This window comes from Alkalilimnicola ehrlichii MLHE-1 (assembly GCF_000014785.1).
Lineage (GTDB): Bacteria > Pseudomonadota > Gammaproteobacteria > Nitrococcales > Halorhodospiraceae > Alkalilimnicola > Alkalilimnicola ehrlichii.
Genome location: NC_008340.1, coordinates 2644394 through 2667880, shown reverse-complemented (window position 1 = coordinate 2667880; position 23487 = coordinate 2644394). Strand labels below are relative to the sequence as shown.

Here is a 23487-nt window from a genome sequence, read left to right as displayed (position 1 = left end):
GCGGGTTGGTGCGGAGTATCAAATACATCGCCTACAACGACCACAGCGGTTACGCCGTCGCCGCCGCGCGCACCATGCGCGGCCTGATCGAGGCCGGCGTGCCGCTCAACTGGACGCCCCTGGCCCCCGGCCGCAGCGGGACCTCCGGGCTATGGTACGGCGTCGAGGCCGCCCCCAGCGCCCTGGATCCGGCGCTGGACCCGCACTGTCTGCGTGCCGTCGACCACGACGTGGTCATCGTCCACACCGTGCCCGACTACTTCCCCGAATGGCTGGCGCGCGAGCGCGGCCGCTTCCGGGTGGCCTACACCACCTGGGAGGCCGACCGCCTGCCCGTGCACTGGCCCGGGGTGCTCAACGCCTTCGACCTGGTGCTGGTGCCTTGCGAGTGGAACCGCCGGGTCATGCGCCGCGACGGCGTCACCGCCCCCATCGCCGTGGTCCCGCACATCTCCGAGCCCATCGACGCCCGGGGCGAGGCCCTGCCCCTGGCGGCCGGCCCGGAGACCACTGTCTTCTACACCATCAACACCTGGGACTGGCGCAAGGCCATGCCCGAGACCATAGAGGCCTACCTGCGCGCCTTCACCCGCCACGACGACACCCTGCTGGTGGTCAAGACCGACCGCCACGACCGCACCCGCAAGGGCCTCCACTGGCGCTTTCCGCCCCGGGTCTCCCGGCGGGTGCGCCGACTGCGGCGCCGGCATCGCAACGCGCCCCGGGTGCAACTCATCGACCGGCCCCTGAGCGGGCCGCAGGTGCACGCCCTGCACCGGCAGGGCCACTGCTTCTTGTCGCTGACCCACGGCGAGGGCTGGGGCCTCGGCGCCTTCGACGCCGCCCGCGCCGGCAACCAGATCGTCATCACCGGCTTCGGCGGCCATTGCGACTACCTGCCCGCCGGGCACGCCACCCTGCTGGATTACCGCCGTGTCCCGGTCGCCTACCCGGTGCCCGGCATCCCCTTCCAGCCCCACCAGTGCTGGGCCGAGGCGGACATGGACCAGGCCGTGGACGCCCTGCGCCGGGTGCGTCCCGAGCCCAACCCGGCGCTGGCCGAGCACATCGCCCACCACTACAACCGGCGCACAGTTACGCACCGGCTGCTGGAGGCATTGGCGCGACATGTCCATTGAGCCGATCCGTCCTGTGCTGGTCTACGTCACCCCGGTCATGCCGGCGCCCACCGGCGGCGGGCGGCAGATGCGGGCCTGGCAGTTTCTGCTCCATTATGCGGCGCGCTACCGGATCACCCTGGTGGTGGCCGACCACCGGGGCCCGGTGCCGCCGGCGGTTCAGGCGCGGGTGGCCGAGTGTCTGCTGCTGCAGCCCGCCCGCCGCCCCGGCGCACTGGCGCTGCGCCTGTACGGACGCCTGCCGGTGGCCCTGCGCGCCCGGCTCTGGCCGGGCCGGCCGCTGGTCCCGCGCCTGGCCGCCATGAGCCGGCCCGCGGCGCTGCGCCGTGCCCTGGCGCGGGCGGACGCCGTCTGCGTGTTCCGGCTCTACAGCCTGCCGCTGGTGCAACCCCTGCTGCCCCGCCACCGGCCGCCGCCGCTGTGGCTGGACCTGGACGACTGGGAGTCGCGCACCCTGGGGCGTATCGCCGCCCTGGCCCGGGAGAACGGCTGGCACCTGGCCGCCCGCGACCACCGCGCGCAACAGCGTGTCGCCGAACGCTGGGAGCGGCGCGAACTGCCCCGCGCGGACCGGGTGTTCGTCTGCTCGGCCGCCGACCAGACGGCCCTGGCCGAGGCCTATCCCGGTGTGCGGCCCGAGGTGGTGCCCAACCGCTATTGCGGCGCCATTGCCCCGGCCCTGACGCCAGAGGCGGTGGACCGCCGGCGGGAGGGCTACCGGGTGCTGTTCGTGGGCAGCATGGGCTACCTGCCCAATCAGGACGCCGTGCTCTGGTTTGCCCGCCACGTGCTGCCCCGGGCGCGCGAGGCCCTGCGCCGGCCGCTGCAATTCCACATTGTCGGCCCCGGCCTGCCGCCCTGGCTGCGCGACGAGCTGGCCGGCCACTGCGGCGTTGTCTGCCACGGCTATGCGCCTGATCTGGGGCCGCACTACCGCCAGGCGGATCTGGTGGTCTGCCCCGTCCGCGCCGGCGGCGGCACACGCATCAAAATCCTGGAGGCAGTGGCCCGGCGGCGGGCGGTGGTGACCACCACCCCGGGGGTGGAAGGGCTGGATTTCAGGGCCGGGGAGATGGCCGTGGTGGATGGCGTGGCGGCCTTCGCCTCCGCCACCCGGGCCCTGCTCAGCCGGCCGGAGCGCCGCGCGTCACTGGCCGACCGCGCCCTGCAGCGGCTGCGGCGGGATTACTGGCTGTCGCCAGTGGGGGAGGGGCCGGCGCGCCAGCGCAGCACCGGGACCAGCATGCAGCACCGTTGAAAGGCCGGGTGCCTGGAACGGCACTGCGCCGCCCCATCAGCCGTCGGATTCAAGCCGCGCGCCCACCTGCTGTTCGTATTCGCGGGCGGATGCGGCCACGGTGCCGCCGACGCCGTCGGCCAGCCAGCGGCGGAAGCGGCCGGCATCGCCCAGCGGGCTGCGGGTGCCGTGGGAGTTCAGGAAGACCAGCGCCACCGGCCGGCCCTCCATCTCCGCCACCATCGCCAGGCAGCGCCCGGCCTCCACCAGGTAGCCGGTCTTGCTCAACCCCACCTGCCACCGGCTGTGGGCGACCAGCGGATTGGTGTTGGCGTACCCCTTGGTGTAGCGCGGGCCGCGGAAGTGCGCAGTGTGGTAGCGGGTGGTGGAGTAGTCGCGGATCACCTCGTGCTCGTTGGCGGCGGCGAGCAGCTTGAGCAGGTCGTTCGCGCTGGCGACGTTCTCAACCGACAGGCCGCTGCTGTCGACAAACCGCGTCTGGGTCATCCCCAGTTCTTTGGCCTTGGCGTTCATCGCGGCGATGAACGCCGCGCGGCCGCCGGGGTGATGGTGCGCCAGCACGTAGGTGGCCAGGTTCTCCGAGGACATCAGCGCCAGGCGCACCAGTTCGCCGCGCGGCAGCCGGGAGTCGACCCGCATGCGGGAGTAGGCGTTCTTGGTCACGGCGTGCTGGCGGGGGACGATGGTGAGCCACTCATCCAACGGCGCCCCGGACTCGACCACCACCAGGGCCGTCATCAGCTTGGTCAGCGACGCGATGGGGGCCGGCATGTCCGCGCGCTTGCCGACCAGCCGCTCCCCGGTGTCCAGATAGACCGCCGCCGCGTGCACCGAGGCGAGCTGGAGCGGCTCGCGTTCGATCCCCCCGGACGTGTGGGCGGCCGGGGCCCAGGCCCCCAGCAACAGCAGCGCAAACCCCAGGCATACCAGCCCCCGCAAACGGGAGACTGCGCGGTATCGAACTCGCGACCCCATTCTCATAAACGGCAGACTTCCGGCATTGGCGTGGAAGCCACCCATTATGCCGGAGCCCGCCCGCTCTGTCTGGCCCTCCGGCCGGGGCGTTGTGACCAGCACTATCTGACGGGCAGGCCCCGTCCAACGGGGCCGGTGATTCTGCTATTCTGCGTAAAACATCTCATAAGCGGCCCCCGGCCTGCACCTGCGGCCGGCTGGCGCCAATGCCCTTGCGCTGTGCCTTTGGGGACTCAATGAACACGCAGAAACCACCACGCCAACGGGTGCACCGCGCCCCCGCCACGCACCCCCCGGGCCGGTGGTGGCGCCGCGCCGCGCTGCCCCTGCTGCTCGCCGGCGCCGGCCTCACCGCGACCGCCTCGGTCCAGGCCCACTGGCTGCCCGAGAACGATGCCCGGGTGCGTCACGACGTGCAACTGCTGGTGGACGCCGGCGCCATCACCGGCGCCCTGGGCACCTGGCCGCTGCCCCGCCAGGCCCTGGCCGGGGTCGCCGCCCGTCCGCAGCCGCCGGCCGACCTCAACCCCCAGCAGGCCGCCGCCTGGCACCGCCTGCACCGGCAACTGGCCCGCACCGAGGGCTGGCACGGCGAGCTGAGGGCGCGCGGCGCGGCCGGTGAGGCCGAGCCCCCGGCGCAACTGGCCTGGTACGGCCACGCCAACCCCCAAGGCAGTCAGGTGGATGTGGCTGTCGGCTACCAGGGCGATCGGCTGGCCGCGCGGCTGAGCGGCCAGTGGGTGGAGGACCCGGCGGACGACAAGGACTTCCGCGCCGACGGCAGCTACCTGGCTGCCCACCTGGGCAACTGGATCATCTCGGCCGGCGCCATCGACCACTACTGGGGCCCGGGCTGGTCCGGCAGCCTGATCCTGGGCAACGCCGCCCGCCCCTCGCCCGGCGTGGCCGTGCAACGGGCCGAACCCCGCGCCTCGGACCTGCCGGTGCTGAATTGGCTGGGCCCCTGGACGCTGCAGGTGTTCGCCAACCGGCTGGAGTCGGACCGAGTGGTGCCCCGGCCCTACTTCATCGGCGGCCGCTTCGCCTTCCAGCCGGTGCAGCGGCTGGAGGTGGGGTTGAGCCGGACGGCGATCTGGGATTCCCCGCACACCTGGCGGAGCTTCGGCAACATTGCGATCGGCGATACCAACAGTAAGGGGCGGGATACCACTGCCGACCAGATGGCCGGCATTGATCTGCGCTTCAGCTCCCCCGACCACCGCCTGCCCTGGGCCGCCTACCTGCAGTACATCGGCGAGGACGAGGCCGGCGGCATCCCCACTAAGCACATCGGTCTGTTCGGGCTGGAGACCTGGGGGGCGCTGCCCAACGACGCCAGCTACCGGGTGTTCCTGGAATACACCGACACCACCGCGCGCTTCTGGTCCAGCCGCAAGCGCTTCGCGACCGCCTACGAGAGCAGCTCCCTGCCCACCAGCTACCGTTACCGCGACCGCCCCATGGGCTACGCCACGGACAACGACAGCCGCCTGGTCACCCTCGGCGGCCAATACCTCGCGCCCAATGGCCACAGCGCCCACCTGAAGTTCCAGGGCGGCACCCTGAACCGGGGCGACCGCATGCGCATGCCGGGCGGCGGCAACCGCATCGCCCCGCGTAAACTCCGGCTGCTGGACCTGGAAGGGGAGTACCGCTGGCCCTGGCTGGCAGGCGAAGTCAGCCTGGGCGCGGGCATCGCCCGACTGGACCCGCTGGACCGGGGCAGCGTGGACTGGGAACCGAGAGGCTGGGCGGGCTACGAGTGGCGGTTCTGACCGCCACCCCCACCCCCTCATCGCCACGGCCGCCGCCTTCTCCCTGTCATCGCAAGGGCCGCCACCTTCTCTCCGTCATCGCGACGGCCGCCACCTTCTCTCCGTCATCGCGAGGGCCGAAGGCCCGTGGCGATCCATGCGGCGTGTGGACTGCCACGTCGCTTCGCTCCTCGCAGTGACGGGGGAGGCGCCCCCACCCGTCATCGCGATGCCCGGAGGCCCGCGGCGATCCCCCCACCCGTCATCGCGAGGGCCGAAGGCCCGCGGCGATCCATGCGGCGTGTGGACTGCCGCGTCGCTTCGCTCCTCGCAGTGACGGGGGGAGGGGCAGTGACGGGGGCAGGAGCAGTGACGGGGGAGGCGCCCCCACCCGTCATCGCGAGGGCCGGAGGCCCGCGGCGATCCATGCGGCGTGTGGACTGCCACGTCGCTTCGCTCCTCGCAGTGACGGGGGGAGGGGCAGTGACGGGGGAGGCGCCCCCACCCGTCATCGCGAGGGCCGGAGGCCCGCGGCGATCCATGCGGCGTGTGGACTGCCGCGTCGCTTCGCTCCTCGCAGTGACGGGGGAGGGGCAGTGACGGGGGAGGGACGGTGTCGTGGCGGGAGGCGGTGTCGTGGGGGGCGGCGCCGATTAGAACGTCCAGACTTGCGGTATAACGGCCAAGGCCACCAGCCCGGTCACCAGGTTAAGCGGAATACCCGCACGCAGGTAGTCGGCGAAGTGGTACCCGCCAGGCCCGTAGACCATCAGGTTGGTCTGATACCCCATCGGCGTGGCGAAGCTGGCGGAGGCGGCGAGCATGATGCCGATGGCGAAGGGCAACACGCTCACGTCCAAGTCCCCCGCCACCGCAAACGCCACCGGGAACATCAACACCGCGGCGGCGTTGTTGGTGATCACCGCCGTAAACACCGCCGTGACCAGGTAGATGGCCGCCAGGTTCAGCCACGGGGTGTCGCCGGCCAGGCCGGTCAGGCCCATGCCGACGATGTGGGCCAGGCCCGTGTTGTCCATCGCCGCGCCCACGCCGAAGGCCGCCGCGATGGTGATCAGGACCGGCCAGTCCAGGCTGCTCCGGGCGCCCTCCAGGGTCACGCACCGGGTCACCACCATCAGCCCGGCGGCGGCCAGGGCCGCCTCCAGCATCGACACCACGCCGGTGGTGGCCACCACCACCATCGCCAGCATGATCAGCCCGGCCAGCAGGGCGCGTTCATGGCGCGGGGTGGCCGAGTCCTGCACCTGGCTCATCAGAAAGAAATCGCGCCGGTTGCGGTTCTGCGCCGCGAAGCCCGGGCCGGCCTCCACCAGCAGCGTATCCCCCGGCCGCAGGCGGATATCACCGACCTTGCCCTTCACCCGCTCACCGTTACGCGCCACCGCCAACACCACCGCGTTGTAGCGGTTGCGGAACTCACCGTCGCGGACGGTCTCGCCGGCCACCGGGCAGGTGTCCGAGACCACCACCTCCAGCAGCGCCCGGTCCGCCCGGTGGCCGTCCAGCTTGAAGACCTGGTCGGTGGCCGGGGTGAGCCCGCGCATCTTCTGCAGGTCCACCATCGACTCCACCACCCCCACGAAGATCAACCGGTCGCCACCGCGTAGCACCTCCTGTGGCGAGACCGCCGGCAGCAGGGTGCCGTCCCGGTCCAGCTCGGCCAGAAAGCCGCCCGGCAGGTGGCGCAGCCCCGCCTCCTCGATGGACTTGCCCACCAGCGGCCCCTTCGGGTCCACCAGCATCTCCAGGGTGTACTCCCGAGGGTCGTCGATCTCGCTGATCGCCGGCCGCCGGTCCGGGAACAACCAGCGGTTGAACACCAGCATGAAGACCAGCCCCACCAGGGCCACCGGCAGGCCCACCCAGGCGATGTCGAACAGGCCCAGGCCCGCGTCAGTGCGGTCCAGCAACAGCCCGTTGACCACCAGGTTGGTGCTGGTGCCGATCAGGGTGCAGGTGCCCCCCAGGATGGCGGCATAGGACAGCGGCAGCATCAGCCGCGAGACCGGCAGGTCGAACTTGCGCGCCCAGTCGCTGACCGCCGGAATCAGCATGCCCACCACCGGCGTGTTATTGAGAAAGGCGCTGAAGAAAGCCGCCGGCCCGGTCAGCCGCCACTGGGCCCGGGGGAGTGAGCGCGGCTGGCCCAGCACCGCCTGCACCAGCCACTGAATGCCGCCGGTCTCGCGCAGCCCGGCCACCACCACGTAGAGGGCGGCCACCGTGATCACGCCCTGGTTGGAAAAACCGGAAAAGGCATCCGCCGGTGTCACCACCCCCGCGAGCAGTAACACGACAACGCCGCCCACGAACACCAGGTCCGGGGCGGCGCGGGTAAAGGTGAGCGCGGCCAGCATGGCGCTGACCACACCGGCGGTAAGCCAGGCGTCAAAGGGCATCTGTCGCGGTCACTCTCTAAATCTTGTGCCTTTGGCCGTAGGTACAGACAACGGGTACAGACAACGGGTCCGGACTAAAGGGGCTCAACAGCTTTGCCCGGCGCGCTTTCACCCCCTGCCCAGCGAGGTCCACGACACCACCGCAACGCCGCGTTGCTCACGGTCCTCGTCCCCTGCATACACCAGCATGGGCGATGCCCCTTCGGCGCCAGCCAGCTCGCACCAGCGGTTCAGCCCCCGGAAGGCATCACGGCTGACCGTCGATCCCGACTTGATCTCCACCGGCTGCAATACGCCCGCCCGGTCGATGACCAGGTCCACCTCCCGGCCGGCCCGATCCCGCCAGAAGGCCAGGTTGGACGGCAAGCCCTTGTTCCAGCGCGCCTTCAGAAACTCGCCGACCACCGCGGTCTCGAACAGCGCACCACGCAGCGGGTGCGTCGTGAGTTGGCTGGCATTCTCGATGCCCAGGAGCCAGCAGGCAAGGCCCGTATCCAGCATGTATAGCTTGGGGGTCTTGACCAGCCGTTTGTTGAAATTCCGATGGTGCGGCGGCAGGCGGTGGATGACGTAGCTTGCCTCCAACACTGACAGCCACTCACGAACCGTGTTGTGGCTGACCCCAACCTCATCACCCAGGGCCGACTGGTTCAATAGCTGACCGGTGCGGCCGGCCACCAAGCGCAAAAAACGCTGGAACAGGGAGAGGTCCCGTACCTCCAGGAGTTGACGCACGTCACGCTCCAGGTAGGTCTGCACATAGCTCCCGTACCAGATCAGCGGATCCACCGGGCGGTCATGAACCGGCGGGTAGGCCCCCTCCCACAACCAGGTGTCCACGCTGGTTGGCTCCCGCCCAGCGGCCTGCAACTCGCCGAGTGCAAAGGGCAGGAGCGCGAGCATGCCCACACGGCCCGCCAGGCTCTGGGACACCGCCGAGAGCATTCCGAACTGCTGGGAGCCGGTCAGAATCCACTCGCCCAGCCGGCCGGACGCATCCACCCGGGTCTGAAGGTAGGAAAACAGGTCCGGACAGCGCTGCACCTCATCAAGGATCGCGCCAGCCGGATACTGCGCCAGGAAACCGCGCGGATCATCGGCCGCAAACTCGCGACGGTCCGGATCCTCCAGAGAGACATAGGGGCGGTCGGGAAACACCGCCCGCACCAGCGTACTCTTGCCCGACTGGCGTGGCCCCGTCACCGCCACTACGGGGAAACTGGCGGCCAGCTGCTGGAGGGTTGCGGCGGCGTCCCTTTTGATCATGTGCAGATTGTAAGTAGGACTTACAATCTGCACAACCTACCGCAAGATGTGCCGGTCCTGCAGATAGGCGATGATGCGCTCCACGCTCTCGTCCACGGACAGCTCCGCGGTGCGGATGTGCAGCTCCGGCTTCTCCGGGGGCTCGTAGGGCGAGTCGATGCCGGTGAACTCCTTGATCACCCCGGCGCGGGCCTTGGCGTACAGCCCCTTGGGGTCGCGCTGCTCGCAGACCTCCAGCGGGGTGTCGACGAAGATCTCCACGAACTCACCGTCCTCCACCAGCTCGCGCACCATCGCCCGGTCGGCGCGGAAGGGGGAGATGAAGGCGGTCACCACCAGCAGCCCCGCGTCCACGAACAACCGTGCCACCTCGCCGATGCGGCGGATGTTCTCCACCCGGTCCTCGCGGCTGAAGCCCAAGTCCCCGTTAAGCCCATGGCGGATGTTGTCGCCGTCCAGCAGGTAGCTGTGGTAGCCAAGCTGGTAGAGCCGCTGCTCCAGGGCGTTGGACAGGGTCGACTTGCCCGAGCCGGACAGCCCGGTGAACCATAGGATGGCCGGGCGCTGGGTCTTCTGGTTGGCCCGCTGCTGCTTGCTGATCTTCGGCTCCTGCCAGACCACATCGTCGGACTTCTCCGGCACCGCCCGCTCCGCCGGGCGCACGATCATGCCCGCGCCCACGGTCACGTTGGTCAGCCGGTCGATGAGGATAAAGCTGCCGGTGTCCGCCACCCGCTCGTAGGCATCGAAGGGCACCGGCTGGTTCAGCGTCACCCGGCAGTAACCGATCTCGTTCAGCCCCAGCTCCTCCGCGTGCTGGTGCTCCAACGAGTTCACGTCGATCCGGTGGTGCACCGCCGTGGGCGTGCCCGGCACCAGGCGCGTGCCCAGCTTGATGTCGTATTGCCGCCCGGGCAGCATCGGCTGCTCGGCCATCCAGACAATGCGCGCATCGAAGGCCTCGGAGACGGTCGGCACCGTGTCCGGGCTGGCCAGGATATCCCCCCGGCTGACGTCGATCTCGTCCTCCAGGGTCAGCGTCACCGCCTGGGGCGGGAAGGCCTCCGCCAGGTCCCCCTCCCAGGTGACAATGCGCGCCACCCGCGAGCGCTTGCCCGAGGGCAGGGCGACCACCGGGTCGCCCGGATGCACCACACCGCTGGCGATGGTGCCGCAGAAGCCGCGAAAGTCCGGGTTCGGCCGGTTGACGTACTGCACCGGCAGGCGGAACTCGTCGAAATTGCGATCGGCCGCCACCGGCAGGGTCTCGAGGATGTGCATCATCGTCGGGCCGTCGTACCAGGGCATGGCCGTCGAGGGCTTCACCACGTTATCGCCCTGCAAGGCGGAGACCGGCACGTAGTGCACATCGGGAATGCCCAGGCGCTTCACGAAGTCCTGGTAATCTTTGCAGATGGCGTCGAACACCGCCTGGTCGTAGTCCACCAGGTCCATCTTGTTCACCGCCAGCACCACGTGGCGGATGCCCAGCAGCGAGACGATAAAGCTGTGGCGCCGGGTCTGCACCTGCAGCCCCTTGCGCGCATCCACCAGGATGATCGCCAGACTGGCGGTGGAGGCCCCGGTGGCCATGTTACGGGTGTACTGCTCGTGGCCCGGGGTGTCGGCAATGATGAACTTGCGCTTCTCGGTGGAGAAGTAGCGGTAGGCCACATCGATGGTGATGCCCTGTTCGCGCTCCGACTGCAGGCCGTCCACCAGCAGCGCCAGGTCCACCTCATCGCCGGTGGTGCCGTACTTGCCCGAGTCGCGCTTGATGGCGGCGAGCTGGTCCTCGTAGATGAGCTGCGAGTCGTGCAGCAGCCGGCCGATCAGCGTGCTCTTGCCGTCGTCCACGCTGCCGCAGGTGATAAAGCGCAGCAGGTCCTTCTGCTCGTGCTGCTTCAGGTAGGCCTCAATGTCCTGGGCGATGAGCTCGGATGCGTGCGACATAATCAGAAGTACCCCTGGCGTTTCTTCTCTTCCATCGAGCCGGCGGCGTCGTGGTCGATGACTCGGCCCTGGCGCTCGCTGCTCTTGGTCAGCAGCATCTCCTGGATGATCTCGGGCAGCGTCGCCGCCTCGGAGCGGATGGCCCCGGTCAGCGGGTAGCAGCCCAGGGTGCGGAAGCGCACCATCGCCATCTCCGGTTCCTCGCCCGGCTCCAGGGGCATGCGGTCGTCATCCACCATAATCAGGGTGCCGTCGCGCTCCACCACCGGGCGGCGGGCCGCGTAGTAGAGCGGCACGATGGGGATCTCCTCCAGATAGATGTACTGCCAGATGTCCAGCTCCGTCCAGTTAGACAGCGGAAACACGCGGATGCTCTCGCCCTTGTGCACCTGGCCGTTATAGAGCCGCCAGAGCTCCGGGCGCTGGTTCTTCGGGTCCCAGGCGTGGTTGCGATCGCGGAAGGAGTAGACCCGCTCCTTGGCGCGGGAGCGCTCCTCGTCCCGGCGGGCCCCGCCGAAGGCGGCGTCGAAGCGGTACTTGTCCAGCGCCTGCTTGAGCGACTGGGTCTTCATCACATCGGTGTGCACCCGCGAGCCGTGGCTGAAGGGGCCGATGCCCTGGGCCACGCCCTCCTGGTTGATGTGCACAATCAGCTCCATGCCCGCCTCTTTCGCCATGCGGTCGCGGAACTCGATCATCTCGCGGAACTTCCAGGTGGTGTCCACGTGCATCAGCGGGAAGGGCGGGGTGCCGGGGTAGAAGGCCTTGCGGGCCAGGTGCAGCATCACCGACGAGTCCTTGCCGATGGAGTAGAGCATCACCGGGTTCTCGAACTCGGCCACCACCTCGCGGATGATGTGGATGCTCTCCGCCTCGAGCTGACGGAGGTGGGTCAGGGTACGGTTATCCATAACAGATTGATCGACTCAGCAGGGTTATTCGGTATCGGGCAAGCGCCAGGCCGGGTGGCGCTCGGCGCAGGCGATGAACCAGGGGTTGAGTAGGGTATCACGCTGGTTATAGCGCAGCGGCTCGCCGGTCGCGGCATCCAGCACCCGGCCGCCGGCCTGCTCCACCACACACTGGGCGGCGGCGGTGTCCCACTCGCAGGTGGGCCCCAGCCGGGGGTAAAGGTCGGCGCTGCCCTCGGCCACCAGGCAGAGCTTCAGCGAGCTGCCCATGGGCACCACCTCGGCGGCGGGCAGCCGATCGACAAAGGCCTGCAGCGCCGGCCCGGGGTGGGAGCGGCTGCCCACCACCCGCCAGGCCCGGCCTTCGGCAGGGGGTGACGCCACGGACAGGCGCTCCTCGGTGGCCGCGGCCCCATCCCGCCGCCAGGCCCCCACACCCTCGGCGGCAAAATAACGCCGCCCCAGCGCCGGCGCATCCACCACCCCCAACACCACCCGGCCGTCCTCCACCAGCGCCACATTCAGCGTAAACTCGTCGTTGCGCTTGAGGAACTCCTTGGTCCCGTCCAGCGGGTCCACCACCCAACAGCGCGCCCACCGCCGGCGCTCCTCCGAAGGCACCTCGGCGGACTCCTCCGACAACACCGGGATCTCCGGCGTGGCCGCCTCCAGGTGCCGGCAGAGACAGCGATGCGCCGCCAGATCGGCGGCGGTCAGGGGGCTGTCGTCGTCCTTGTGCTGGGTATCGAAACGGGTGGGATCGGCGTAAATCGCCATCACCTCGCGGGCCGCCTCGTCCATGGCTTGGTGTACGGATTCAAGTAGCTTCTGCATAAACACAATTACCCGTCATCAAAAGGCGCGACGTGAAAACCCCCGCCCCCGTCATCACAAGGCACAAGGGCGCAAAATGCCCCCTGTCATCGCGAGCCCCCCGCCCCGCTGCGCGGGCGCGAATCAGCGAGGAACGGGGCACCCCCGTCATCGCGAGGGCCGAAGGCTTTCCTCCGTCATCGCGAGGGCCGAAGGCCCGTGGCGATCCAGGGCGGTAGACTGCCACGTCGGCTTCGCCTCCTCGCAGTGACAGTGGGGGAGGTGGCGCTCCTCGCAGTGACGGTGGGGGCGACCTTCCGCTTCCTGCACCGTCCAGTTCTTCAAGAGGGCCGAAGGCTTTCCCCGCCATCGCGAGGGCCGAAGGCCCGTGGCGATCCAGAGGGGTAGACTGCCACGTCGGCTTCACCTCCTCGCAGTGACGAAGAGCATGGCAGTGACGTAGAGTAGGGCGCCTTCCGGTGCATCATTATAACAATCCTCACAATGAAAATGCTTTTCATTGTGAGGATTGTTATAACTTTAGAGTTGGCAAATGAATGCGACAACACGCAACGTCGTGCTGGTTTTGCCAAGGCAGGAACGCATTCATCGGCCTTCCAGACTCTGCTATATTCCAACCATCAGTCCTGCTTGATGCACTTTCCGGCGCATGGCCCCGCCGCGCGGCGCCGTATGTGCTGTGTCAGCCTCACCGATCTGTCGGTCGGCATGGGAAGCCTAGAACAATGTCGCTGGAGCTTGGTTTGCAAACGCTAACAGATCCTGCCGTGACGGCGATCCTGACCTCCCTTCTCATTGGTTGGGTGCTGGTCGCGGCGGAACCTGCGTTATCCCGTCTGACGCGAGACCGGAACGACCTGGATGCCGTGCAGGCCTCGCACACCGGCGAGGTGCTGCGGTTGGGCGGGGTCGCGATCTTTGGCGGGGTGCTGGCCGGCGCCCTGGTCCTGAGCGGGACGACCGATATCAGCTTCACCATGCTCCTCCTGCTGACAGCCTTGCCGGTGCTGATGGCGGGGCTGGCGGAGGACTTGGGCTATCCTGTCTCACCCCGGGGCCGCTTGATGGCCGCCGCCATATCGGCAGCGGCCTGCGTCCTGATCCTGGGCCTTTGGGTGCCGAGGGCCGACTTACCAGGCATTGACCTGCTGATGACCTTCATGCCCCTGGCGATCGTTCTCACGGTGCTGGGCGCGGCCGGTTTTTGCCACGCGGTCAATCTGATTGACGGTATGAATGGCTTGGCGGCCTTCACCGCACTCGTGGCGGCTGCCGGGCTAAGCGCGATCGCTTACCAGGCTGGCGAGCCCGAGATAAGCCTCTTTGCCATGCTGCTGGGGGCGGCTTGCCTGGGGTTCCTGGCGTGGAATTGGCCGCTGGGCAGGCTGTTCCTTGGGGATGCGGGCTCCTACGGCATTGGGCACCTGCTGGCTTGGCTGGCCATCGCCCTGGTTATGCTGGCCCCAGCGGTTGCGTTTGCTGCGGTGGTTCTCGTCCTTTTCTGGCCACTTGCAGACACCCTGCACACCATCCTCCGCAGGTTCCTGGCGCGGCAGCGCATTGCTGAACCCGACAAGATGCACCTGCACCAGAAGATCCGGCGGTGCCTGGAGGTGGTCTGGTTCGGCTCCAACCGCCGTGAACTGACCAATCCACTGGCGACGCTGGTGATGGCGCCGATAATTGCGCTACCGGTGGCCACCGGCGTTATACTCTGGAATCAGGCAGTGGCCGCGTACGTGGCGCTTGCCTTCTTCGCATTGGCCTTTGGCGGGCTGCATCTGATGATCATGCGGCTTGCAACGCTCTACCGTCGTGCCAGGTGGCCCTTCAGCGCCCTCAACCGGAGACAGGATGCGGTGGCTTCGCCCGACTCACTTAACCCTCCGCTGATCGCCGTGCGCGTCGACTCGGACTATTCCGGAATGTTCATTCAGGATGGTCTGGCCGTCGACGTGCGAATCTTCCGGTACGCCAAGGACACCCACTGGACCCTGGAGACCTATGATGGTGTAAACCCACCTGTTCAGTGGAGCCAGCAATTCGATACGGAACGGGCCGCCTGGGACGCGTTCATGCGGGCGGTTCGCGAAGATACGATGGACACCCTGGCGAGGGGCTACCAGGTCCGGCCTCGCTAATAGCAGCCATCCTCCCTCATTGCGAGCCGCTGGCGCCCACAGGCTCATCCCGTAGGCAGGCCAGCGTGGCCGCCACCACAACACGCTCATCGAACACCCGCTCGATACGTTGGCGTGCTGTGCTGCCCGCCTGCGCCAGCGCTTCGCGCGGCAGCGCCGCGCAGTCGACCATTTGCCGGGCGAGAGCCTCCGGGCGCTTAACCGGGGCCAGCCAGCCGGTTTCGCCATCAACCACGGCGTGCCGGCACCCAGGCACATCGGACACGATGGCCGGGCGCCCCATGGCAGCCGCCTCCAGTACGGTCCGCGGCATGCCCTCACGATAGGAGGGCAGTACCAGGATGTGCGATTGCCTGATGAAAGGGCGAACATCCTCCTGCTCACCCAGGTACTCCACCACACCCCGTGCCTGCCAGGCGCGCACCTCTTCCTCGGGGATTGCGGTGCGGTTGCTGGCGCCGTGCGGACCGACGAGCAGAAAGCGGGTATCGGGGTGCTGTTCACGCACCAACTCGGCGGCCTGGACGTACTCTCGTACCCCCTTGTCCCCGAGCAGGCGCGCGATCATCACAAAGGTGAAGGGTGACGCGTCCGGCAGGTGCGAAAAGTCGAACCGCGCGGTGTCTATGCCTGAGCCGGGGAGCACCATCGTCGGGGAGTTGCGCAACAGGCCGTGGGACTGAAGGAGGGCGTGGTCATCGGGGTTCTGGAGGAACACCTGCCGCGCGCCCCGGTTGGCCAGGCCGTAGAGCGAACGCACGCGCCGGAACAGCCAACCGTCGTGGATAAAGGCGGTACCCAGCCCGGAGACATTGTTGGCGTAGGGAATGCGCAGCGCCTGGCAGGCCAGGCCGGAGTAGATGTTCGCCTTGACGGTGTAGTTGAAGACGAAGGCAGGGCGCAGGCGGCGCAGCGTGTTGGCCAGTGTCAGCAGGCTCCTGGCCTCGTCCCATAGCCGGGTGCTCTTCCCCTCCATGGCCAGGGGCAGGTGCTCTGCGCCCAGTTCCTCCTCCAGCCGCCTGGAATAGGCATCCGGCGGCGCGAGGCACACCACCCGGTATCCCGCATCGCGTAACGCCGCCAGCGTCCCGCGCCGGAAGTTGTAGAGATACCAAGAGGTGTTCGAGACCAGCGCCACCACCCCGGACCGTCCCATAGTCTGCTCCCTGTTAAGAACCGTGAGCGTTCCGATATCGCCAATGCCCCGGCCCGGTGGTCCGGCCGCCTAGGCGGACCAGGCCACCTGGTAGGGCAGCCAGAATTGGGAGTGGGCGGCATAGGCCAGCCATACGGCCAGCACCAGGGCGTAGTACGTCACCACCGCGACCACCACGTAGCTCCGATGCAGCGGATCCCGCACCAGGGTGTGCAGGCGCGCGAACACGAACATCTGGACGGGGATCAGGTACAAGGCGACCCGGTCGGTCGCCGTCGACGACACCAGTACCAGCGGAATACAGACAAGGGCGAACACCGCCATCCACCACCACAACCGGCGCTCTCCTTCCTCCAGGCGAAAATACCGATACAGCAACAGGAACAGCGCCGCCGGAACCGCGTTCATCATCACCCGGATGACCCCGCCCTGGGAGTGGTAGTCCGCCTCAACGTAGTGGGTCCAAAGGTGGTCCACCGAGTCGAACAGGAAGATATAGCCCCCGATCAGCGCGGCCAGCGCGCCCATCGCCATCGAAAACCAGCGATTGCGGCTGGCCGCCAGGCCTGCCACTGGCAACAACAGCACGGCCGATTTGTGGAAGGCGGCGCCAATCAGCACCCAACCAATAAATGTCCGCGTGCGACCATCCCCCAAGGCCACCAAGGCCAGCAGCACCAGCCCCAGGGCCACCGCCTGGCGGGTATAGCCCATGCCCACCACGATGATCAGGTAGGGCACTGCCACCAGCAGGGCCAGCCACGGCAGTGGCTGCCGGCGGGCGAACTTCACCACGCCCGCCATCAGGATGGCCCCACAGATCAGGTTGACCCAATAGATGCCGCCCCCGAACTGCGCCACCAGCCAGTTGACCAGGTAATACCCCGGGTCACTGGCGAGCAGCACCTCCTGCAGACTCATCTCCCCCGCACGCTTCAGGTAAGCGAGATAGGATCCCCAGTCCCCCCCCACCTCATGGCGCAAGCCGATGGCCAGCGCAAAGAACAACCCGATCAGGCACCAGGCGGCCAGCCGTGCGTCGGGTGCGAGCCGCTTCGGGCTGAACAGACCCAGCAGGGGGACCAGGAAGAACAGCCAGTAAGGGCCCATCTCAGCCGATCCTCTCCTGCCTTTCCGACCACGCCTGGAACATCAGCACGTTCCACAGCGGTGCATGGTGCCGGCGCCGACCGGAAAGGTGCTCCGCCCACATTCGGCGGATCGGCGCGGGGTGGAAGAAGCCTTCCCGCTCCAGGCGCCGCTCGTCCAGCAAGACCTCGGCCCAGTCGCGCAGGGGGCCGCGCAGCCAGTGCTCGATGGGCACGGCGAAGCCCATCTTGGGCCGCTCCATGAGCGCCCGCGGCACGTAGCGGTCCAGCACCCGGCGGAACAGCCACTTGCCCTGCCCGTCGCGCACCTTGTAGTCCGTGGGCACCCGCCAGGCGAAGGCCACCAGCCGATGGTCGAGCAGCGGCACCCGCGCCTCCAGGCTGACCGCCATGCTGGCCCGGTCCACCTTGGTCAAAATGTCGTCCGGCAGGTAGGTCATCATGTCCAGGTACAGCATCCGTTCTCGCAGGCCGGGCAGATTCGGCATGGCCTCGATACGGTCCGGTAGGCTAGCCGGCTCACTCGCCCCGCGGACCACCGTTGCGGGTGTCTTCCAGTGCGAAAGCAGGTCCTTATAGAAGGCTGTGCCGCCGCTCGCCCGCATGGCGCTGGCCAGCTTGTCCAGCTTCTCACCCAACTGCGGTACGCGCCCCGCGCCGGGCAGCCGATCTATTCGCGCGGCCACGCCCACCGCACGGCCCAGCCCGCGCCGCAACGGTGCCGGCAACCGCGCCAGCCGCCCCCAGAGCGCCGGGCCGACCACGTGGCGATTATAACCCCCGAACAGCTCATCACCCCCGTCTCCGGACAGACTCACGGTCACGTGCTCGCGCGCCATCCGACTGACAAGGTAGGTGGGGATCTGCGAGGAATCGCCGAACGGCTCGTCGAAGATTGCTGGCAGCTCCGGGATGACCGCCATGGCCTCCTCGGGCGTGATGTAAAGCTCCGTGTGATCCGTACCCAGGTGCGTCGCCACCGCCCGCGCGTGGTCGGCCTCGTTGTACCCGGCCTCGTGGAAGCCGATGGAAAAGGTCTTCACCGGCCGCTCGCTCTGCGCCTGCATCTGCGCGGCGACCATGCTGGAGTCGAACCCGCCGGAGAGGAACGACCCCAGCGGCACGTCCGCCGCCATGCGCCGGCCCACGGCGTCGCGCAGCAGCCCGTCCAGCTCGTCGGCCAGCTCGTGCGCTGACCCGCCGGCCTGCATTACCCCCTGTTCGGCGATCTCGCCCAGACTCCAGTAGCACTGCGGCTCACCCACGTTCCGCCCGCCGTCACGCACGGCCACGTAATGCGCCGGCGGCAGCTTGCCGATACCGCGGTAGATGCTCCGCGGCGCGGGCACGTGGTTGTAGCGCAGGTACAGCGCCAGGGCGTCGCGGTCCACCTGACCCTGCCAGCCCGGATATGCGGTCAGTGCCTTGAGCTCGGAGCCGAACAGGAAAGTCCCGCCGTTGCGCCCGTAATAGAGCGGCTTCTCGCCCATGCGGTCGCGTGCGAGGAACAGGGTGGCTTCCCGGTTATCCCACAGTGCGAAGGCGAACATGCCGTTGAGCCGCGTCAACGTCTCCGGCACGCCCCAGTGGGCCAGCGCTGCCAGCAGCGTCTCCGTGTCCGAATACCCGCGCCAGTCGGGGGCGCCCCCCGCGGTCTCCAGCGCCACGCGCAGGTCGAGGTGATTGTAGATCTCGCCGTTGTAGACCAGCGTGTAGCGCCCGCAGGGCGAGCGCATGGGCTGGTGGCCGGCCGGGGAGAGCTCAATAACAGACAGCCGCCGGTGCGCCAGCGCCACGCCCGCCTTTACGTCCCGCCAAGCGCCGGCATCGTCCGGCCCGCGGCTCGCGATCCGCGCGGCCATGCGCCCGGCGATGCCTTCGTCCACCGCGGGCCCGCCCCAGAAGCCGGTGATGCCGCACATCAGGGTTTGCCCCCGGCGGCTTCACGCAAAGCAACAGCCAAACGCGGTGCCTGGGCCTGCAGGGAGTAATGCGCCTCGACCGCTTCACGCCCTGTCGCCCCAAATGTTTCTCTTTCGCTGGGATCGCCAAGCAGCCGGTCCAAGGCCCGGAACCACTGCTCGTGATCGTCGGCCAGCAATCCGCAGTTCCAATCCTGCACGATCCGCATGTTGACCCCCACCGGGGAGGCGATCACTGGCTTACCGCAGGCCATGTACTGGATTAGCTTGTAACCGCACTTTCCGCGCTCCCAAGGGCCGTCGGGCAACGGCATGATGCCGATATCGAATCGGGCCACTTGGTCCGCCTCGGTGTCCTCGGACCAAGGGACGACCTCCACAGGCAGGTTCCTGAACCACTCCGCTACGTCTGGACGGGCGCCCACCAGCACGAGGCGTGCACCGTGCTTCTCGCCGATGCGTTCCAGTATCGGGGCAAGCTCCGTCACGTAGTGCTGGGTGGAGGGGGAACCGATCCAGCCGATAACCGGCTCGGCATTCCCCGGCCGTCGCGTAAAGGGATAACGGTCCGTGTCGACCACTGTGGGCAGGTATTCGATCCGCCCGGCACCCGCCTGACGTGCGCGCGCCGCCAGATAGTCGTTGCCGCAGATCACCGTGGCCGCACGGGCCATCACCCGGTCGATCTTGCGGCCCAGCAGGCGCCGCACCCAGGCGCGGCCGGACAGGTCGTAGTTGTGAAATACAGCGTCGTCATAGTCCACCACGTAGGGTAGCGCGCGCGGCATCAGGGCGTGCTCCAGCCAGTGCGGCAGATAGGGCAGCGCCTCGTACTCCAACCAAAGCAGATCCGCATGTGCCGATTCGCGCAGGTCACGAACCCGGGTGGCAAAGCGACGAGCCACCGACCCGACCGAACGCCCTTGTCCGCTGTAGAGACCCTCGAGATAGTCATCGTCGAACAGGGGGCATACCGTCACATTGATGCCCGCCGCCTCCAGTGCTGGCAGGTACTGCAACGAGCGCAGGCGGCTGCTGGCCCCAAGGCGGCTGTACTTGGAGAGCAGCGTGACCTTCACGCCCCTGTCTCCGAACTAGCGGACTCGGGAATCAATGCCTGGTAGATGTGTCGATACCTCCGTGCCCCCTGCCCTCCTGAAAAGTAATCCTCCGCCGCATGGCGGCAGGCACCGGAAGCAAGGATTTCGTCATACCGCGCCAGCAGATCGTGGGCGGTGGCTGTCAAGCGTTCTGTCGCGTCTGAGTCCATTTATGCTGCGAGTTTTTCCGGCGCGGCGTGCTGGACCATAAGCTCACGATCGGGGTTGAGGGCGACGGATTGGGTCGGCTCCCAGTTGCGGGTCTTGCCGCTCCAGCGAGACGGGTTCCGGGACCGGGCCTGCTCGTTGAGGGCATGACGTCTGCTCAGGATCTCCGTGTCATGGCCCGCATGACGTTCGGTCGGTGTCACGAAGCGGATCCCACTGTGGCGGTGTTCGTCGTTGTACCAGCGCTCAAAGCTCAACACCCACTCGCGGGCCTGCGCCAGGTCCTGGAAGCCGTCCACCGGGTAATCGGGGCGGTACTTGCAATGGCGGAACAGCGCCTCGGAGAAGGGATTGTCGTCAGACACCCGGGGCCGGCTGTGGGAGCGGATGATCCCGAGCCGTTCCAGGGTCACGCGCACGGTCGAGCCCTTCATCGCGCTGCCATTGTCGGCGTGCAGGACGAGTGGCGTGCCATGACAGCCTTCCCGCAGCACCGTTCGTTCGATCAGCCGGGCGCTGTTGAGCGCGGTCTCGTTCTCGAAGACCTCCGCGCCCACGATCTTGCGGCTGTAGATGTCGATGATCAGGTACAGATAGAAGTACACGCCGCGAACGGCCGAGGGGAGGTAGGTGACATCCCAAGTCCAAACGGCGTTCGGTTGGTCCGCCCGGTGAGACGCCGGTGCGCCCATCTGGCGCGGCGCCCGTGCCCGGCCTCGCCGGTTCTGCTCCCCGGCATCGCGCAGGATGCGGTAGAACGTCGATTCCGAGGCCAGGTAGCAGTCGTGCTCGTCCAACAACCGCGGCACGATCTGCGCCGGCGGCAGGCTGGCATACTCGGGCAGATGGCATGTGGCCAGCACCGCCTGGCGCTCGGCATCACTCAGTGCGTACTGCGGACAAGGCCGGTGCGCCGTGGGCCGACGGTCCTCACCGCCACGCGACCAACGCCGGTACGTGTTGGGGCCGATCCCCAACACGGCACACGCGGACTTCAGCCGAGCACCGTCGCACCGGGCTTCATCGACCAGCCGGATGGCTCGATTGCGATCTGCGGTGCTGGTCATTCGTCCTCGTCCCCCCAGATCGCATGGGCTTTTTTTCGCAACGTCAGCAAGGCCGCTGTCTCGGCCAGGGCGGCCTCCTTGCGTTTAAGCTCACGCTGCAGTTGCCGGCTACGCTTGCGCTCCTGCTTGAGGGCATCGCCCTCGCGCTGGGAGGCGGCCTGGCTCAGGTCGTTGCCTTGTTCGCAGGCCAGCCGCCAACGCCGAAGCTGTTCCGGGTACAGGCCTCGTCTGCGGCAGTATTCGGCGAGCTCCGCCTCCGACAAAGACGCGGTTTCCAGCACCGCATTGAACTTGTCCCGGGAACTCCAGCCCTCCGGGTCCGAACCTCCTTCAGGCAGCAGCTGGCCGCTCTGGCGGGCCTGCTTGCGCCAAAGGTATATCGTTGCCGCCGAGATACCTTCCTCGGCAGCGACCTCCGGGACCGACCGGTTATGTGGCGCCCGGAGCTTGTTCAACACCGCTTCCTTGCGCTCGGTGGAATACTTCATCGGAACCTCTCTGCGCCCCCCTGTTCAGGTTCAAACTCTAACACCAGGTGAGGTTCCAACTAGCTTGACAGTGGGGGCAGGTCAGCGAAGGCCAGATAAGACATGGCGTTGTCCTCGGCCCGGGCCAGCAGATCCGGCAGCTCGGCGGCAATGGCACTGCAGCGCAGGCCCCGGTAGCGAGTCGCGGTCCGTTCAAGCAGGCTCATGGGTCAACTCCTCTTGGCCGGCCGACTGGCCAAGATGGGCGTAGGCCGACAGGGCCAGTGCCTGCGCGTCCACGGCGGGCTCGTCGGCATCCGCTTCGAGGTCCCGGCCCCGCTCCTGGGCCCGGTGTGCCGCCTGCAGTTGGGCCTTGAAGCGGGTGGCGGTCATCCCTTCGCGCCCGGCCAGGTCCTCGACCAGTCCGGGTGCCGGGGGCGGCCCGCTCTCCAGCAGGGCGTGTACGGCGGCCACCTGGTCGCGATAGATCCGCGGGTTGCTGGCCCGCAACCGGGCACACAGCCGGGCTCCGGTCTGCTCGCCCACGCGTTCGCCAATGGCGGCCTCCAGGGTCTCGATCTGCTGTCGGCGATCCCGGTAGTGGTCGGTGTTACGCACCGTCTGGCCCTTGCCCGTGGCCAGTGTATGGGTGGCCACGATCTCACCGCTTTCCAGGTCGAGGATGTGAAGCTGGGTCTCGTCGGCCTGCACGCCCACCCGGCCACGCTGGTAGCGCATGGGTACCGAATACTTGTTCGAGTGCCAGGCGATCAGCCCGGTCTTGTCCACCTTGCGGGTCTGGCGCGCCGCAGCCGCCTGGGTCAAGCACGAGGGGGTGAGGTAGGCCCGTAGGTGCGCCCGCTCTTCAGCCTCAAAGTGCCCCCGGGGCTCACGCCCGGTGGTGCCGTGGCGGCGGACATTGGCCACTTGGTCGAGCCACTGCTGGACGTGGGCGCGGACGTCTGCCTCGTCGGCAAAGCGCTCCCCGTACAGGCAATCGCGCTTAACGTACTTCACCCCGGCCTCCACCTTGCCCTTGCTCTCCGGGTCGTACCCCCGGCAGGCATGGATGCGAAAGCCCGCACCGGTGGCGTACTCATGGAAGCGCTCGTTGACCGTCAGCTCCCGGAACTGCTCGGCGATGACCACCATCTTCGTCTGGTCGTAGACGCACTCCTCCGGGGTACCGCCAAAGGCCCGCAGCGCCTCATCATGCATGCGGATGAACAGCGCCGTGTCGATGGGCCGGAAGGCCACCGCAACGTGCATCAGCCGCGAGAACGAGAGCACGAAGACCACGAAGTAGACCGTGCGCTCCACGCCGCTGATGGCCACGCCCCGCAACTCACCGGGGTCCACCTGGCACTGTACGCCCGGCACCACGTCCAGCACCGGCTCGTAGTAGCGCGGCTGGGCCACTTGGACGCTGGCGCGCAGCTCCTGCAGATACCGCCGGAGACTGCGATCCGAGACCGCCAGGTCACCGACCTTGTCCCGGAGCTTGCGCGCCACCTTCACGGCGCTGAGCTGCGGGTAGCGGCGCAGCAAATACTCCATGTAAGCCCGGTGCTCATCCAGCAGCCGGCCCCGGCGCCCATCGGCCCGCTCCGCTGCGACCGCTTCGGTGTCCGCCCGCAGGTACTTGCGCACCGTGTTGCGCGAGATGCCCAGCTCCCGGCTGATGGCCCGAACTGAGAGCCCACGGCCTTCGTCGTACAGTGCCTTGATCTTGTGTATCACGACCCACTCCTTCAATACCCCGTCCTCGCCAGCCCGTGTGGCCATGGACGGTACGGTCTACTCGTGGCCAGTGGCCACCCCAAGGGTGGGTCAGTTCTGATGGCCAG

General features: G+C 68.0%; 17 protein-coding genes. 4 read left to right on the top strand and 13 right to left on the bottom strand.

Annotated elements, in window-relative coordinates; all coding sequences use genetic code 11:
• The first annotated feature begins 8 nt into the window (after positions 1–8).
• Both MLG_RS11880 and MLG_RS14920 read left to right on the top strand, forming a co-directional pair.
• Complete coding sequence (locus MLG_RS11880) at positions 9–1139, top strand: glycosyltransferase family protein (protein WP_011630084.1); 1131 nt, start codon at positions 9–11, stop codon at positions 1137–1139.
• The gene (locus MLG_RS14920) at positions 1129–2397 is read left to right on the top strand and encodes a glycosyltransferase family 4 protein (RefSeq protein WP_011630083.1); all 1269 of its coding nucleotides are present in this window, start codon (positions 1129–1131) and stop codon (positions 2395–2397) included. The genes MLG_RS11880 and MLG_RS14920 overlap by 11 nt, the downstream gene beginning before the upstream one ends.
• A 36-nt stretch (positions 2398–2433) precedes the next feature.
• Here the strand turns inward: MLG_RS14920 and pbpG are convergent, their stop codons facing one another.
• Positions 2434–3336, bottom strand: a complete 903-nt coding sequence (pbpG, locus tag MLG_RS11870) for a D-alanyl-D-alanine endopeptidase (RefSeq protein ID WP_232209256.1) — start codon at positions 3334–3336, stop codon at positions 2434–2436.
• 272 nt (positions 3337–3608) lie between these two features.
• Between pbpG and MLG_RS14915 the strand changes: the two genes are divergently transcribed.
• Positions 3609–5147 (top strand): capsule assembly Wzi family protein, encoded by a 1539-nt coding sequence (locus MLG_RS14915; RefSeq protein WP_011630081.1) that lies wholly within the window; start codon positions 3609–3611, stop codon positions 5145–5147.
• A gap of 632 nt (positions 5148–5779) precedes the next feature.
• Here MLG_RS14915 and MLG_RS11860 read toward each other — a convergent pair.
• The 5 genes from MLG_RS11860 to cysQ all read right to left on the bottom strand — a co-directional run bounded on the left by MLG_RS11860 (position 5780) and on the right by cysQ (position 12510).
• On the bottom strand, positions 5780–7546 hold the full coding sequence (locus MLG_RS11860; protein ID WP_011630080.1) for an SLC13 family permease: 1767 nt from the start codon (positions 7544–7546) through the stop codon (positions 5780–5782).
• A 108-nt stretch (positions 7547–7654) separates the two neighbouring features.
• Positions 7655–8812, bottom strand: coding sequence for an ATP-binding protein (locus MLG_RS11855; protein ID WP_011630079.1), 1158 nt, complete (start codon positions 8810–8812; stop codon positions 7655–7657).
• Positions 8813–8848: 36 nt separating this feature from the next.
• Positions 8849–10765, bottom strand: a complete 1917-nt coding sequence (cysN, locus tag MLG_RS11850; protein ID WP_011630078.1) for a sulfate adenylyltransferase subunit CysN — start codon at positions 10763–10765, stop codon at positions 8849–8851.
• Positions 10766–10767: 2 nt separating this feature from the next.
• Positions 10768–11676: a sulfate adenylyltransferase subunit CysD gene (gene cysD, locus MLG_RS11845; RefSeq protein ID WP_011630077.1), complete on the bottom strand. Its 909-nt coding sequence runs from the start codon at positions 11674–11676 to the stop codon at positions 10768–10770.
• 24 nt (positions 11677–11700) lie between these two features.
• Positions 11701–12510 carry a 3'(2'),5'-bisphosphate nucleotidase CysQ gene (gene cysQ / locus MLG_RS11840; protein ID WP_011630076.1) on the bottom strand — a complete coding sequence of 270 codons (810 nt, stop codon included), beginning with the start codon at positions 12508–12510 and terminating at the stop codon, positions 11701–11703.
• Between the two features lie 725 nt (positions 12511–13235).
• On the opposite strand from cysQ, the gene MLG_RS14910 reads away from it, so the two are divergent.
• Positions 13236–14651: an MraY family glycosyltransferase gene (locus MLG_RS14910; protein ID WP_011630075.1), complete on the top strand. Its 1416-nt coding sequence runs from the start codon at positions 13236–13238 to the stop codon at positions 14649–14651.
• Positions 14652–14667: 16 nt separating this feature from the next.
• Here MLG_RS14910 and MLG_RS11830 read toward each other — a convergent pair whose 3' ends face one another.
• The 7 genes from MLG_RS11830 to istA all read right to left on the bottom strand — a co-directional run bounded on the left by MLG_RS11830 (position 14668) and on the right by istA (position 23380).
• A complete protein-coding gene (locus tag MLG_RS11830; protein ID WP_011630074.1) occupies positions 14668–15807 on the bottom strand; it encodes a glycosyltransferase family 4 protein in 1140 nt (379 codons plus the stop codon).
• Positions 15808–15876: 69 nt separating this feature from the next.
• Positions 15877–16917, bottom strand: a complete 1041-nt coding sequence (locus MLG_RS11825; RefSeq protein WP_011630073.1) for an EpsG family protein — start codon at positions 16915–16917, stop codon at positions 15877–15879.
• A gap of 1 nt (position 16918) precedes the next feature.
• Positions 16919–18838 (bottom strand): asparagine synthase (glutamine-hydrolyzing), encoded by a 1920-nt coding sequence (gene asnB / locus MLG_RS11820; protein ID WP_011630072.1) that lies wholly within the window; start codon positions 18836–18838, stop codon positions 16919–16921.
• Positions 18838–19917 carry a glycosyltransferase family 4 protein gene (locus MLG_RS11815; RefSeq protein WP_011630071.1) on the bottom strand — a complete coding sequence of 360 codons (1080 nt, stop codon included), beginning with the start codon at positions 19915–19917 and terminating at the stop codon, positions 18838–18840. The genes asnB and MLG_RS11815 overlap by 1 nt, the downstream gene beginning before the upstream one ends.
• A 191-nt stretch (positions 19918–20108) precedes the next feature.
• A protein-coding gene (locus MLG_RS11810) for an IS3 family transposase (protein WP_232209255.1) occupies positions 20109–21661 on the bottom strand; the annotation gives its coding sequence in 2 pieces (ribosomal slippage) (positions 20109–21199 and positions 21199–21661; 1554 coding nt in all).
• Positions 21662–21720: 59 nt separating this feature from the next.
• Complete coding sequence (locus MLG_RS15485; protein WP_011630068.1) at positions 21721–21867, bottom strand: hypothetical protein; 147 nt, start codon at positions 21865–21867, stop codon at positions 21721–21723.
• Positions 21854–23380, bottom strand: a complete 1527-nt coding sequence (gene istA, locus MLG_RS11800; protein WP_083761848.1) for an IS21 family transposase — start codon at positions 23378–23380, stop codon at positions 21854–21856. The genes MLG_RS15485 and istA overlap by 14 nt, the downstream gene beginning before the upstream one ends.
• Positions 23381–23487: the final 107 nt, after the last annotated feature.